This window comes from Reyranella massiliensis 521 (genome assembly GCF_000312425.1).
Classification (GTDB): domain Bacteria; phylum Pseudomonadota; class Alphaproteobacteria; order Reyranellales; family Reyranellaceae; genus Reyranella; species Reyranella massiliensis.
Genome location: NZ_HE997181.1, coordinates 436,655 through 449,621, shown reverse-complemented (window position 1 = coordinate 449,621; position 12,967 = coordinate 436,655). Strand labels below are relative to the sequence as shown.

Sequence of the window (12,967 nt, the reverse complement as noted above, 5' to 3'; positions counted from 1 at the left end):
GTGCGTTACGCCAACGCCAGGCTGCCCAAGGGCAGCCAGCATCACATCGAGGTCGAGGGAGGGCGGATTGCCGCCCTCCTCCCGATCTCGGCTCCGCCGACTGGCAAGGACACCATCGACCTCGGCGGCGCGTTGGTCCTGCCGCCCCTGGTCGATGGCCATATCCACCTCGACAAGACTCTGCTCGGCCTGCCCTGGGTGCCGAATCAGGCCACGGGCAACCGTGTTGCCGATCGCATCGAAGCCGAACGCAAAGTGCGCGCCTCCCGGACCCTGCCGGAAACCGAGACCGGCTCGAACCTGGTGCGACAGATCATGGCGAGCGGCACGCTGCACATGCGCACGCACGTCGACGTCGACAACCAGCTCGGCCTGCGCAATCTCCATGAAATTCTGAAGGTCCGCGAGCGCTTCCGCGATCTCGTCACCATCGAGATCGTGGCCTTCCCGCAAAGCGGCGTGCTGCGCTCTCCCGGCACCGCGGAACTGCTCGATGCGGCGATCCGCGAGGGCGCCGACCTCGTGGGCGGGCTCGATCCGGTCGGCATCGACGGCGACCTCGACGGCCACCTCGATGCAATCTTCGGCGTCGCCGAAAAGCACGGGATCGGGGTCGATATCCACCTGCACGACGGTGGCGAGAGCGGCATCGCGCAGATGCTGGCCATCGCCCAACGTAGCGAAGCCGCGGGCCTGCAGGGAAAGGTGGCCATCAGCCATGCCTTCGCCCTGGGCTCCGTTCCGACGGACAGCGCCGCCCGCACGGCCGACGTCCTGGCCAAAGCCCGCATCGCCATCATGAGCCACGGGCCGGGAGGCGCCACGATCCCGCCGCTCAAGCTCCTGAAGGAGCATGGCGTCGAGGTGTTCGGTGGCTCCGACAATATCCGCGATGCCTGGTCGCCGTTCGGCAACGGCGACATGCTGGACCGCGCCATGATGATCGCCTATCGCGCCAATTTCCGGCACGACCACGAATTGGCGCTCGCCTTCGAGATGGTGACGGACGCCGGCGCCCGGGTGCTCGGCTTGGCGGACTACGGTCTGAAGGCCGGTGGACCTGCCGACTTCGTAGCGGTCGAAGCCGAGACCCCGGCGGAGGCCGTCGCCACTCGCCCGCGGCGCAAGCTGGTGGTAAAGGCGGGGCGCGTCATCGCTCGGGATGGCGCCCTCGTCCCCTGATCCCCAGGACTTGTCATGGCGTCGCGTCAGGCCGTGCTCGGCATGGAGCAGGCCTCGTTCTTCTACGGCTCGGGCCGCGTCTTCGAGAACGTATCGTTCCTGCTGGACGATGCGCGCACGGCGCTGGTCGGCGAGAACGGCGCCGGCAAGTCGACCCTGCTCAAGTGCCTGACGGGCGCGCTTGAACTCAACGCCGGCCAGGTGGTCCGCTCCCGCGGGCTTCGCGTCGGCCAAGTGCCTCAGGACATCCCGGAGGCGCTCGCCGGACGGCCGGTGCGCGACGTGCTGGGCGATGCCCTGACGCGAGCCGGCCAGGACGGCGACTACTGGCGCATCGATGTGCTGTTCGACGAGATCGGCGTCGCCCCGGAGACGCTCGACAAGCCGTTCGGCACCCTGTCCGGTGGCTGGCAGCGGCTGCTGCTGATCGCGGCGGCAGCTCGACTGGAAGAGCCCGACATGCTGGTGCTCGACGAGCCGACCAATCATCTCGACCTCGCCAACATCAATACCCTGGAACGCTGGCTCACGTCGGATTTCGCGGTGCCGATGCTGATCGTGAGCCACGACCGCGAATTCCTCGACCGCGTGACCGAGCGCACCCTCTTCCTGCGCAGCGACGGCGTACATGCCTTCAAGACGCGCTTCTCCGTGGCGCGCGAGGAGCTGTTGCGCCGCGACGCCACGGCGGCGGCCCGGGCACGCCAGGAGGACAAGGAGATCAAGCGGCTGGAGCAGGCTGCAGCGCGCTACAAGGTCTGGGCGGTCAAGAACCCCGACCTCAACAAGCGCAAGAACGCCGTCGAAAGCCGCATCGCGCGCATCGAAAAGGAGCGCACGCAAACCTATGTCGCGCGCGAGCGCCGGCTCGAACTGGCCGACGGCGACATCGACGCGCGCGTAGCGCTGCGGCTCTCCGGCCTCGACGTCATCGTACCGGGTTCGGACCGCAGGCTGATCGCCATCGACCGGCTGGCCATCGCCGCCGGAGAGCGTGTGGCACTGCTCGGCGTCAACGGCGCCGGCAAGTCGACCATGTTGGCGACCCTGGCCGCTGCCTTCGACCCGGCGCGCGAACACTATGACGGTCAGGCCGCGGTCCGGTTCAATCCCGCCTGCCGGCTGGTCTATTTCGACCAGACCATGAACGACCTGCCGACCAAGCAGTCCATCCTGGACTATGTGGTCGAGGCCGACGGCATCACCGAGAAGGACGCGATCCGGCAACTGGCCGGCGCCGGCTTTGCCTTTGCCCGCCTCGGCGAGCCCATTGGCGTGCTGAGCCACGGCGAGCGGGCGCGGCTGGTCTTCCTGAAGATGAAGCTCCTGCGGCCCAACTTCTACGTACTGGACGAACCGACCAACCATCTCGACATCGAGGGTCAGGAAGATCTCGAGGATCAGCTCGAGAAGAGCGACGTCTCCTGCCTGTTCGTGAGCCACGACCGCTTCTTCACGCGGACCGTGGCGACGCGGTTTCTCGAAATCCGCAAGGGCCGGCTGGTCGAAGTCGAGGACGCCGACGCCTTCTTCGACGCCCAGACCTGAAGCGTCGCTCTCAGGCGACGATTTCGCCGCGGAAGGCCCAGCGTGTCATGCGCTTCTCGATCATGGCGCAGACTGCATACATCAGCACGCCCATGATCGCGATGGCGAACAGGCCGGCGAAGGTTGTGGGCGCATCGTTCCGCGCGCTGGCCGACAGCATCAGAAAGCCGATGCCATTGTTGCCGCCTACTGTCTCGGAGATCACCGAGCCGATGAAGGCCAAGGTAATCGCTACCTTCAGACTGGCGAAGAGATAGGGCATGGCGCGCGGAATGCCGACCTTGGTCAGGATCTCGATGCGCGTGGCGCCCAGGCTGCGCAGCACGTCGCGCATCTCCGGCTCGATGGTGGCAAGCCCCGTGGCGACGTTGACGACAATCGGGAAGAAGCTGATGGCGAAGGCCGTGATGATGGCAGGCAGCGAACCGACGCCGACCCAGATCATCAGGATCGGGACGATCGCCACCTTGGGGATGGCGTTGAAGGCGATCAGCAGCGGATAGAGGCCGGAATAGACGAACGGCGATGCGCCGATCGCCAGCCCCATCAGCAGGCCGCCGGCGATGGCCAGCAGAAACCCGATCATCGTGGTCCACAGCGTATCCCAGGAATAGGCCATCAGGATGTCGAAGCGCTGGAAGAAGACCGCGAAGACCTTGCTGGGCCTCGGCAGGATGATCTCGGGAATGCTGAAGACGACGCAGGCGATCTCCCACACGATCAGCAGGCCGGCCAGCACCAGCCACGGCATGGCGATCTTCAGCGCCTCGCGGCGGAGCTCGGTCATGCATGCTCCTGATGGATGCGGTCGCGCAATTCGTGGACGAGGTCGACGAAGTGCGGCTCGAAAGTGGTGGCGAGCGTGCGGGGCCGCGGAATGTCGATCTTCTTGGCCATGACGATGCGGCCCGGACGGCGGCTCATGACATAGACGGTATCGGCGAGATAGACGGCCTCGCGCAGATCGTGGGTCACCAGCACGCCGGTGAAACGCTTCTCCATCCACAGCGCCTGCATGACGCCCCACAGCTCCTCGCGCGTGAAAGCGTCGAGCGCGCCGAACGGCTCGTCGAGCATCAGGAGCTCGGGCTCGTGGATCAGAGCGCGGCAGAGGTTCGAGCGCTGCTGCATGCCGCCGGAAAGCTGCCAGGGGTACTTGTCGGCGAAGTCGTGCAGGCCGACCGTCTTCAGGAGTTTCATGCCGCGCTCGACATACTCGGCGCGATGTCTACGGAAACGCCGCTTGTGCGGCTCCACCACCTCCATGGGGAGGAGGATGTTGTCCATCGTCGAGCGCCAGGGCATCAAGGTCGGGTTCTGGAACGCCATGCCGACGCCCTTGATCGGACCCGTCACCTTGGCCCCAGCCACATGCACCTCGCCGCCCGACGGCGGCAGGAGGCCCGTGACCAGCTTCATGATGGTGGACTTGCCGCAACCCGAAGGTCCGACGACGGCGACGAATTCGCCCTTGTCGATGCCGAAGGTGGCATCGGCAAGGGCCAGCGTGCTTTCCTTGCCGAGACGGTAGGTGAGGCTGACGCCCTTGAGATCGACGAACGCCACGGCCTACTTGGAAACCATGCGGTCCGCCTTGGGCGGCAGATACTTGTTGCTGAAGACCTTGTCCGGCGCCGGCGCATTGGGCAGGCCATAGGCCTCGGAAACTTCCTTGACCGCGCGCGCGAAGCGGGCGGGATCGACGTCGCCCAGACCGTTGGCCTTGACGTAGGGCGTCAGGATGTTGGTCTCCAGCGAGATCTTGAGGCGCTCCAGTTCGAGCTTCTCGTCGATCAGCGGATCGCGCTTCTTGGCAGCGGCGACGCCAAGCTGCGGATTGGCGATGACGTCCTTCCAACCCTTGATCGTGGCCGCGACAAAGCCCTTCACGGCCTTCTCGTTCTTGGCCATCTCGGGCGAGATCACGATGCCGTTGCCGTAAACATCCATGCCGAAATCGACATAGCGCATGGCGACGATGTCCTCGAAGGCCACGCCGCGCGCCCTGAGATCGAGCATCGAGGAGAAATAGTGGCCGGAGACGAAGTCGACCGAGCCCTGCACCAAGCTCTGCTCGCGCAGCTGCGGCGTCAGGTTGACGTGCTCCCACTTGGAGATGCCGTTCTTCTTGGCAAACGCCGGGAAAAGACGGAACGAGGCATCGAATACCGGCGCGCCGAGCTTCTTGCCTTCGAGGTCCTTCGGCGTCTTGATGCCGCTCTTCTTCAGGGCATAGACGCCGAACGGTGCGAAGTCGTAGGCCATGAACACGCAGAGCACTTCCTTGCCCGGGTTCTTGGCGTTGTATTCGATGGTGGCGTTCACATCGGCGAAGCCGATCTGATAGGCGCCGGTGGCGACGCGCTGGACCGCGCCGGCCGATCCCTGGCCGGGGTCCATCGTGACGTCAAGGCCCTCGGCCTTGTAGTAGCCCTTCTCCAGCGCCACCAGGAACGGCGACGTCGGCCCCTGGAACACCCAGTCGAGGGTAAACTTGATGGCGGTCTGCGCATGGGCGGGCAGACTCCCCAGCACCAGCGCGATGGCTGTCGCACCAGCCAGCGGCTTGGCCAGCAGTTTGGCAACTTTGCTCATGTGATCCCCCTCAAGCTCCCTGCCCGCGACTCTTAGGCGGACATTTCACGGCCGCCAAGGGGATATCAGGCAGATTCTATGCCAGTCAGGGCCATAGCCTAGCCGACGCCCAGCATCCCCCCGATCAGGCGGAAGACATGCAATTTCGTCCAGATGTCTGCAGGGCCAAAGCTCGGGCGCGCCTGCATGGCGCGCCAATAGCGCGCGAGCGCCGGCCGCTTCTGCAGTTCGGCGCCCAGGCCGACGAATTCCATGCGGGCGAGGAACACGGTCCAGACCACGTCGGCGGCGCCATAGGCAGGCGGCACGAGCACCGACCGGCCATCGTGAAGCGTCTGTTCGAGCCGATCTAGAAAGCCGACCGCTTCGGCGCGACGCTTCTCGGAGAGCCGCGCGACGGCCTCGGGATCGAAGGCGCGGATGCGCCCGGCAAAGACCGCGGCGCGCTCCTCATAGACCTTGGCAAGGTCGGGATTCTGGACCGCCCGTTCGAGGAGGCGACGACGGACCTGCTCGAGTCGCTTGGGGATCATGATCCGCGCCATCGGGTTGCGGGCGAGAAGCCCGCCGAAGGTCAGCTCCTCGATCGGGTAGCCGTAGTGGAGGTCGAGCCAGGATTTCGTGTCGCCATCGATGGTCGCTTCGCTGGCGCCCAGCGCGTATTCGGCAATGTCCCGACTCTGGTCGAAGATGCGGTCCGGCAGCACCAGTGTCGGCACGGTCATGTTCGGATTGAGCCGCACATAGTCCGGCCGCTGCTGGACCATCTTGAGGTGGATGTCGATCACCTTCGATTCATAGGCGATCCCGCCTTCGACCAGCGCCAGGCGCGCGATCATCGAATAGTAGGACGACAGCGCGTGATAGAGGCGCGGCCTGGGTTCCAGTAGGGGTTCTGGCATGCCCGATCATCGCCTGCGGGGACCGCGGATGCAAAAGACGGATCGAGTCGCCTCAGGCGGCCTCGATGCCGGCCTGCTGTGTCGCCACGAGCCGCGAGAAGGCACCGCCGGCTGCGGTCAGTTCCTTGTAGCCGCCCTTCTCCACGACCCGACCATGCTCGAAGACCACGACCTGATCGGCGTCGCGAATGGTCGAAAGCCTGTGGGCGATCACGAAGGTCGTTCGGCCCTGCATCAGCACCTTGAGCGCCTTCTGGATCCGCGCTTCGGTGACCGAATCGAGGGCGCTGGTCGCCTCGTCGAGGATCAGGATCGGTGGATCCTTCAGGAGCGCACGGGCAATCGCCAGACGCTGGCGCTCGCCGCCCGACAGCGTCGTGCCGCGTTCGCCGACCATCGTCTCGTAGCCGTTGGGCTGGCGCATGATGAAATCGTGCGCCTCGGCCAGTTTGGCTGCCTGCTCGAGTTCCGCCTGCGTGGCGTTGGGCTTGCCGATGCGCAGATTGTCGGCAATCGAACGGTAGAACATCGTGCTGTCCTGAAAGACGACGCCGATGTTGCGTCGGAGCGATTCGAGCTTGATGTCCCGGTGATCGACGCCGTCGATGCGGATGACTCCCGACTGGGCATCCCACATGCGATGCAGCAGCGACAGGGCCGTGCTCTTGCCCGCGCCGGTCGGGCCGACGAAGGCCACCGTGGTGCCCGCCGGTACGTCCAGCGAGAAGTGAACCAGCGCCGGCCGCTTGCCGTCGTAGGAGAAGTTGATGTCCTCGAAGGAAACGTTGCCGCGGACTCGGCCGACATCGAGCCCGTTCGGCTTGTCCGGCACCGTCGACTGCGAATCGAGCACGCGGAAGAAGTCGGCCAGCGCCGGCATCTGGAAGAAGATCCGGCTGACGAAGCCGGAGGCCTGGTCCATGCGGCTGATCAGCATGGTCGCGAAGCCCATGAAGCTCACGATCTCGCCGACCGTCGCCTCGCCCTTGGTGTAGAGCCAGGTGCCCAGCACGAAGATCAGGATCACCGTGACGGTCGAGGCGGCACGGGTCAGCACCGAGAGCAGCGCCCACCAGTTCAGCACTGGATATTGAGCGGCGAGTGTCTCGCGCATGATGCGGTGCATCTCGCCCGCCTCGGCGCCCAGTCGCACAAAGCTCTGGATCAGATGGATGTTGCCCAGCGCATCCCCCGCCCGGCCGGCGAGCTGGCTGTGGAAGTCCTCGACCTGCTGCTGCAGCCGGTCGGTGCGGCTCACCACCCAGGCGTTCGCCACGGCGAAGAAGAGGATCAGCACGATCAGCAGCAGGCCGAGCCGCCAGTTCATGAACAGGCTGAGCGGCAGCATGACGAACAGCGCTACGAAGGTGGCGAGGTTCTCGCGGAAGAACGACAGCCAGATGCCGAACAGATGATCGACGCCCGTCAGCATGACCTTGAGCAGGCGCCCCGAATGCTGCCCGTGATGGAAGGCGAAGGGCAGCACCAGCACATGCTCGAAGAAGGTCGCCATGGCGCCCAGCCGCCGGCGATGCGCCATGCGGTCGGCCTGCAGCGAGACCACGATGTTGGCGGCAATGCCGCCCAGGCCCACGATGGCCCAGAGGATGAGGAGCTGAGTCGCCTCCTGCCACAGCACCTCGGTCGACTTCTCGCGCGCCGAGCTCAGGAGATCGACGACCTTGCCGAACAGGACCGGCTCGTAGAACTGCAGGCCCGCCACGGCAATGTTGGCCAACGCCAGGCCGATCGCCAATCCGCGCTCGGCCCTTAGCAGGCCGATCACCCGGCCATAGACTCGAAAGAACTCCATGGGATCCTGTCAGCCGGCACTGTGCACGATGTCGTCTTACGCTGACTTCCCAGCGTCGAGGAAGCGCTCGACGGTGCGCACGAAGAAGCTGACGCCGAAGGGAATGGCCATGTCGTTGAAGTCGTAGCGCGAGTTGTGCAGGCTCACGGCGTCCTTGCCGCCGCCATTGCCCAGCCACACCATGGCGCCCGGCACCTTCTCCAGCATGTAGGAAAAATCCTCCGCCCCCATCCGGGAGGCGGCCTTGTCGGTCGCGGCATGCTCGCCGCAGACGCCCGCCGCGACGTCGAGAGCAAAGCGGGCGCGCTCGACATCGTTCACCGTCGGCGGATAGCCGGGCTTGTGCTCTACGGCGATCTCGACGCCGTGCATGCGGGCCGCCCCTTCGCAGATCTCGTCGATGCGGCGCTTCACCAGCTCGCGGTTCTGCGGTGTCGTCGTGCGCGTCGTGCCGCCGATATGGGCGCCGCCGGGAATGACGTTGTAGGCGGAGCCGGCATTGAAGAAGCCCACGGTGACCACCGCCGGCTCGATCGGATCGATGTTTCGGCTCACGATGGTCTGCAAAGCGAGGATGATGTTGGCGCCGACGACCATGGGATCGAGCGTCGAGTGCGGATGGGCGGCATGCCCGCCGCGGCCCGTGATGCGGATGTCCCAGCGGTCGGCCGAGGCCAGGATCGGCCCGCCCTTGGCGACGATATGGCCGACCGGCAGGCCGGGCTTGTTGTGGATGGCGAATACGGCGTCGCAGGGGAACTTCTCGAACAGGCCGTCGTCGATCATCACCTTGGCACCGCCGCCGCCCTCCTCGGCCGGCTGGAAGATGCAATGAACGGCGCCCTCGAAATTCTTGGTCTCGCTCAGCACCTTGGCGGCGCCCAGCAGCATGGCGGTGTGGCCGTCATGGCCACAGGCGTGCATGCGGCCGGCGTTCTGGGAGCGGTGCTCGAAGTCGTTGGTCTCGTCCATCGGCAGGCAGTCCATGTCGGCGCGCAGCCCGATCGACTTCACCGAATTTCCCTTGCGCAGGGTGCCGACCACGCCGGTCTTGCCCAGTCCACGGGTCACCTCGAAGCCCCACTCCTGCAGCTTGGCGGCGACGATATCGGAGGTCCGGTTTTCCTCGAACGCCAGCTCGGGATGAGCATGGATGTCACGACGGATGGTGGTAACTTCACCCTGAATTTCGAGCGCACGAGGCAGAACGGGCATCACGTACTCCGGTTGGATCGGCGGCCATCTTAGCCCAAAGTGGCGCCATGTTGTCTCTCAAGGACGTCGAAGACGCCGCCGCCATCGTAATGGCTGCCATGCCGCCCACGGCACAGTACGCCTGGCCGCTGCTCGCCCGCCGCACGGGTTGCGAAGTCTGGGTGAAGCACGAGAACCACACGCCGACCGGCGCCTTCAAAGTGCGTGGCGGGCTGGTCTACATGGAGCGTCTGAAGCGTGAGCGGCCGGGCCTCAAGGGCGTGATCAGCGCCACCCGGGGCAATCACGGCCAAAGCATCGCGCTCGCCGCCGCCCGGGCGGGTATCGCCGCCACCATCGTGGTGCCACATGGCAACTCGGTCGAAAAGAATGCCGCCATGCGAGCGTTCGGCGCCGAGCTGGTCGAGGCCGGGCACGACTTCGACGCCGCCAAGGAAACGGCGATGCACCTGGCCGACGAGCGCGGGCTCGCCATGGTGCCCTCCTTCCATCGCGACCTTGTGCGGGGCGTTGCGACCTATGCGCTCGAACTCTTCCGGGCGGCACCCGTGCTCGACACGGTCTATGTGCCGATCGGCCTGGGATCGGGCATCTGCGCGACCATCTCGGTGCGCAATGCCCTTGGCCTCTCGACCAAGGTGGTGGGCGTCGTCTCGACGGAGGCTGCGGCCTATGCCCTGTCCTTCGCCGCCGGCAAGGTCGTGGCCACCAACAGCGCCGACACCATGGCCGACGGGATGGCCGTGCGCGGTCCAGACCCCGAGGCACTGGAGATCATCCTGAAAGGGGCGGACCGTATCGTGCAGGTGAGCGACGCCGAAATCGGTGCCGCCATGCGCGCCTATTACGAAGACACCCACCAGCTCGCGGAAGGCGCCGGGGCGGCCGCGCTGGCGGCTCTTCTGCAGGAGCGCGAGCGCATGAAGGGCAAGCGCGTGGGCCTCGTCCTGAGCGGCGGCAACATCGATCGCCCCGTCTACTTGCGCGTGCTCGGCGGCGCAGGCTGAGGAGCCGGTTGGGGGGCCCAGGCCAGATCGCTCTTTACCGCCTGCATGATGAAGGACGATCGCGTGCCGCGAACGCCCGGCATGCGCAACAAGGCCTTCATGGCGAACTCGCTGAAGCTCGCGAGGTCGGGCGTCTGCACATGCAGCAGGAAGTCCATGTCGCCGGTCACGGCGTAGCAAGCCACCACCTCGGGCCGCGCCCTGATCGCCGCCTCGAAAGCCTCGACGTTCTTCTCCGAATGGTCGTCGAGGGTGACCTGCACCAGCGCTTGCAGCGCGAGACCGAGAGATAGCGGCGATACCAAAGCGGCATAGCGGCTGATGACGCCCTCTTCCTCCAGCCGCTTCACGCGACGCTGGCAAGGCGTCGCCGAAAGGCCGACGCGCTCCGCCAGTTCGACCATGGGAAGACGGCCATCGGCCTGGAGGGCACTCACGATACGTTTGTCGATGTCGTCGAGGGCAATCATAGTGTTTTTCTCTAAAAGTACTTCTAATTATAGAGAATACACCCGCAAAGAGCCACCAAGAAGGTCAACTTTGCACGGATTCACCTGCGGGGACGGCCCATATTCGATGCATGAACATTGCTCCTCTCGACAATCTGCGCGGCGACTATGCTGGCATGGCGCCGGACTGGACGGTGACGCAGCATCCCGCCCACTACTCCAATGAGGAGCAGGCGGTGTGGCGGCTTCTGGTCGAGCGTCAGAGCGCCCTTGCCCGCCAGTATGCCTGCGCGGAATTCCTGAAGGGTCTCGAGACGCTAGGTATCGGCGACACGATCCCCGACTTCGCCGCGGTGAATGCCAGGCTGGAGCCGCTGACGGGCTGGCGGGTCGTCGGCGTTCCGGGCCTCATCCCGGACGCGGCTTTCTATGACCACTTGGCGCATCGCCGCTTTCCCGTCACCGTGTGGATCCGCAAGCGCGAAGAGCTCGACTATCTGGTCGAACCCGACTTGTTCCACGATTTCTTCGGACACGTACCGCTGCTAACCGATCCGGTGTTCGCCGACTACATGCAGGAGTACGGTCGCCGCGGCGTCGAAGCCGGACCTGATGTCCACCTTCTGGCGCGCCTCTACTGGTTCACCGTCGAGTTCGGCCTGATCCGCACCCCGCAGGGCCTGAAGGCTTACGGTGCAGGCATCCTCTCATCGGCTGCCGAAGTGAAGCATGCGATTGAAGGTGACGGCGTGCAGCGCGTGCCCTTCGATCCGGCCAAGGCCATGCAGAGCCCCTACGAGATCGACAAGTTGCAGCCGATTTACTTTGTGCTGAATGACTTCCGGCAGCTCATGGAGCGGCCGGACCGCCATTGACGTCGCCGCCAGCGCGACGCCGGGCTACTTCTTTCGGGGATCGTCCGCTGGATTGACGTAGGTGACACCCCACGGTCCTACGCTATGAATCTGCACGATCGTCTCCTCGGACGTCCAGGCGAAGTGAGGCGTTCCCGGCTGCATGATGGCGAAGCCGCCAACCGTCAGCGGCATGGTCTTGGACATATCGAGCTTGTCGCCCGCGCCCATGTTGAAGGTTCCCGACAGCACGGTCACATGCTCGATTACCGGATGATGGTGCGCCGGCAGGCGATAGTTCGCTGGGAACTTGATGCGCGCCGTAATCGGCTTCGCCTCGTTGAGCGGCCCCTCGATGACAGAGATCTGGGCACCTGCGGGTAGGGACGGTACGTCCACCCACTTCAGTTCCGACGGCAGGACCATCAAATGTCCGCCGCCGTGGGCCACGGTGTGAGTCTGTGCGCCCGCGACCGAGGCAAGCGCCAGCCAGAACGTACCGCCGAGGGCGGCGATCGAAACGATCCGTTTCATGGCGCTCGTCCTTTCCATTCAGCGCCGGGTGACGACGATCTCGATGTACGCACTGGGCACGACCATCGAACTGTCGCCTGAGCGATTGAACTGGCCGACCAGCGCAACGAGATCTGCCGCCAATGCCGGTTGGGCCTGCGAAGGAAGCGCCTCGAATGCCTTCAGGACCGGGCCGTAATAGGTCCTGAAAACGTCGAGCCAGTGCTGCGCCGACTTGTAGCGAAAGACGAAATCGCGCTCCTTGATCGCAATCGACGCTGCCGCCGGTCCGAACAGTTCGGTGAGACGCGCGCTCGTTCCCCACAAGGCCGGCGACTTGACGCCTGCCGGCGGCGGCAGGTGCTTCCCGATGGTCTTGAAGAGATGGCCGATGAAACCATCCGGCGTCCAGTTGGCGAGCCCGATCTTGCCGGAAGGCCGGCAGACCCGAACCATTTCCGCGGCGGCCTGCTCCTGATTTGGCGTGAACATGACGCCGAAGGTCGAAGCCACGACATCGAATGCGGCGTCTGCAAAAGGCAATGCCTCAGCGTCGGCCTGCCGAAAGTCGATGTTGAATCCTTCGGCAGCTGCGCGGGCCCGCCCGCGCTCGAGCAGCGAGGGAACATAATCAGTCGAGACGACGTCGCACCAGCGTCGCGCCGCAGCGAGCGTTGCATTGCCGTTGCCGGCAGCGACATCCAGAACCTTCTGGCCGGCGCGGAGGTCGAGGGCTTCACACAACTGTTCGCCTACAATCTGAAGTGTTGCGCCGACGACCGCATAGTCGCCGGAAGACCATGCGCCCTGTTGGCGGGTCTTCACGGCCGCGAGGTCGGCCGGAGCCGGCGCGGCATTCGATTGGGCAGCAACAGCGGTCATCGTCATT

13 protein-coding genes are annotated in these 12,967 nt (G+C 65.3%); 4 read left to right on the top strand and 9 right to left on the bottom strand.

The genetic code is table 11. From position 1 onward, the window contains the following. Together BN60_RS02205 and BN60_RS02200 are read left to right on the top strand one after the other, a co-directional pair. On the top strand, nucleotides 1-1,182 hold the full coding sequence (locus BN60_RS02205; RefSeq protein WP_020694344.1) for an amidohydrolase family protein: 1,182 nt from the start codon (nucleotides 1-3) through the stop codon (nucleotides 1,180-1,182). 15 nt (nucleotides 1,183-1,197) lie between these two features. Continuing rightward, complete coding sequence (locus BN60_RS02200) at nucleotides 1,198-2,730, top strand: ABC-F family ATP-binding cassette domain-containing protein (protein ID WP_020694343.1); 1,533 nt, start codon at nucleotides 1,198-1,200, stop codon at nucleotides 2,728-2,730. Between the two features lie 10 nt (nucleotides 2,731-2,740). On the opposite strand, the gene BN60_RS02195 is transcribed toward BN60_RS02200, so the two are convergent. From BN60_RS02195 to BN60_RS02170, 6 genes are all read right to left on the bottom strand, one after another. Beyond that, on the bottom strand, nucleotides 2,741-3,517 hold the full coding sequence (locus tag BN60_RS02195) for an ABC transporter permease (RefSeq protein WP_020694342.1): 777 nt from the start codon (nucleotides 3,515-3,517) through the stop codon (nucleotides 2,741-2,743). After that, nucleotides 3,514-4,296, bottom strand: a complete 783-nt coding sequence (locus tag BN60_RS02190; protein WP_020694341.1) for an ABC transporter ATP-binding protein — start codon at nucleotides 4,294-4,296, stop codon at nucleotides 3,514-3,516. Before BN60_RS02190 ends, BN60_RS02195 begins: the two co-directional genes overlap by 4 nt. A gap of 3 nt (nucleotides 4,297-4,299) precedes the next feature. Continuing rightward, entirely contained in the window at nucleotides 4,300-5,325 is a 1,026-nt protein-coding gene (locus BN60_RS02185) for an ABC transporter substrate-binding protein (RefSeq protein WP_020694340.1), read from the bottom strand. Nucleotides 5,326-5,423: 98 nt separating this feature from the next. Further along, on the bottom strand, nucleotides 5,424-6,227 hold the full coding sequence (locus BN60_RS28485; protein WP_020694339.1) for a glutathione S-transferase family protein: 804 nt from the start codon (nucleotides 6,225-6,227) through the stop codon (nucleotides 5,424-5,426). A gap of 52 nt (nucleotides 6,228-6,279) precedes the next feature. Continuing rightward, nucleotides 6,280-8,040 (bottom strand): glucan ABC transporter ATP-binding protein/ permease, encoded by a 1,761-nt coding sequence (locus BN60_RS02175; protein ID WP_020694338.1) that lies wholly within the window; start codon nucleotides 8,038-8,040, stop codon nucleotides 6,280-6,282. Nucleotides 8,041-8,076: 36 nt separating this feature from the next. Further along, nucleotides 8,077-9,255 (bottom strand): M20 aminoacylase family protein, encoded by a 1,179-nt coding sequence (locus BN60_RS02170; protein ID WP_020694337.1) that lies wholly within the window; start codon nucleotides 9,253-9,255, stop codon nucleotides 8,077-8,079. A gap of 47 nt (nucleotides 9,256-9,302) precedes the next feature. Between BN60_RS02170 and BN60_RS02165 the strand changes: the two genes are divergently transcribed. Then, a complete protein-coding gene (locus tag BN60_RS02165) occupies nucleotides 9,303-10,262 on the top strand; it encodes a threonine dehydratase (RefSeq protein ID WP_020694336.1) in 960 nt (319 codons plus the stop codon). Here the strand turns inward: BN60_RS02165 and BN60_RS02160 are convergent. After that, nucleotides 10,232-10,732, bottom strand: a complete 501-nt coding sequence (locus tag BN60_RS02160) for an Lrp/AsnC family transcriptional regulator (protein WP_020694335.1) — start codon at nucleotides 10,730-10,732, stop codon at nucleotides 10,232-10,234. The two genes, BN60_RS02165 and BN60_RS02160, sit on opposite strands and share 31 nt — an antisense overlap. Nucleotides 10,733-10,842: 110 nt before the next feature. On the opposite strand from BN60_RS02160, the gene phhA reads away from it, so the two are divergent. Beyond that, nucleotides 10,843-11,586, top strand: a complete 744-nt coding sequence (phhA, locus tag BN60_RS02155) for a phenylalanine 4-monooxygenase (RefSeq protein WP_020694334.1) — start codon at nucleotides 10,843-10,845, stop codon at nucleotides 11,584-11,586. Nucleotides 11,587-11,610: 24 nt separating this feature from the next. Here the strand turns inward: phhA and BN60_RS02150 are convergent, their stop codons facing one another. Beyond that, complete coding sequence (locus BN60_RS02150) at nucleotides 11,611-12,099, bottom strand: cupin domain-containing protein (protein ID WP_020694333.1); 489 nt, start codon at nucleotides 12,097-12,099, stop codon at nucleotides 11,611-11,613. An 18-nt stretch (nucleotides 12,100-12,117) separates the two neighbouring features. After that, entirely contained in the window at nucleotides 12,118-12,960 is an 843-nt protein-coding gene (locus BN60_RS02145; RefSeq protein WP_043284559.1) for a class I SAM-dependent methyltransferase, read from the bottom strand. Nucleotides 12,961-12,967 lie beyond the last annotated feature (7 nt).

Bases quoted from the DNA above. Each gene is read 5' to 3' on its own strand.
- BN60_RS02200 (WP_020694343.1), top strand. From the start codon at position 1,198: ATGGCGTCGCGTCAGGCCGTGCTCGGCATGGAGCAGGCCTCGTTCTTC.
- BN60_RS02195 (WP_020694342.1), bottom strand. From the start codon at position 3,517: ATGACCGAGCTCCGCCGCGAGGCGCTGAAGATCGCCATGCCGTGGCTG.
- BN60_RS02185 (WP_020694340.1), bottom strand. From the start codon at position 5,325: ATGAGCAAAGTTGCCAAACTGCTGGCCAAGCCGCTGGCTGGTGCGACA.
- BN60_RS28485 (WP_020694339.1), bottom strand. From the start codon at position 6,227: ATGCCAGAACCCCTACTGGAACCCAGGCCGCGCCTCTATCACGCGCTG.
- BN60_RS02175 (WP_020694338.1), bottom strand. From the start codon at position 8,040: ATGGAGTTCTTTCGAGTCTATGGCCGGGTGATCGGCCTGCTAAGGGCC.
- BN60_RS02170 (WP_020694337.1), bottom strand. From the start codon at position 9,255: ATGCCCGTTCTGCCTCGTGCGCTCGAAATTCAGGGTGAAGTTACCACC.
- BN60_RS02165 (WP_020694336.1), top strand. From the start codon at position 9,303: ATGTTGTCTCTCAAGGACGTCGAAGACGCCGCCGCCATCGTAATGGCT.
- BN60_RS02160 (WP_020694335.1), bottom strand. From the start codon at position 10,732: ATGATTGCCCTCGACGACATCGACAAACGTATCGTGAGTGCCCTCCAG.
- phhA (WP_020694334.1), top strand. From the start codon at position 10,843: ATGAACATTGCTCCTCTCGACAATCTGCGCGGCGACTATGCTGGCATG.
- BN60_RS02150 (WP_020694333.1), bottom strand. From the start codon at position 12,099: ATGAAACGGATCGTTTCGATCGCCGCCCTCGGCGGTACGTTCTGGCTG.
- BN60_RS02145 (WP_043284559.1), bottom strand. From the start codon at position 12,960: ATGACCGCTGTTGCTGCCCAATCGAATGCCGCGCCGGCTCCGGCCGAC.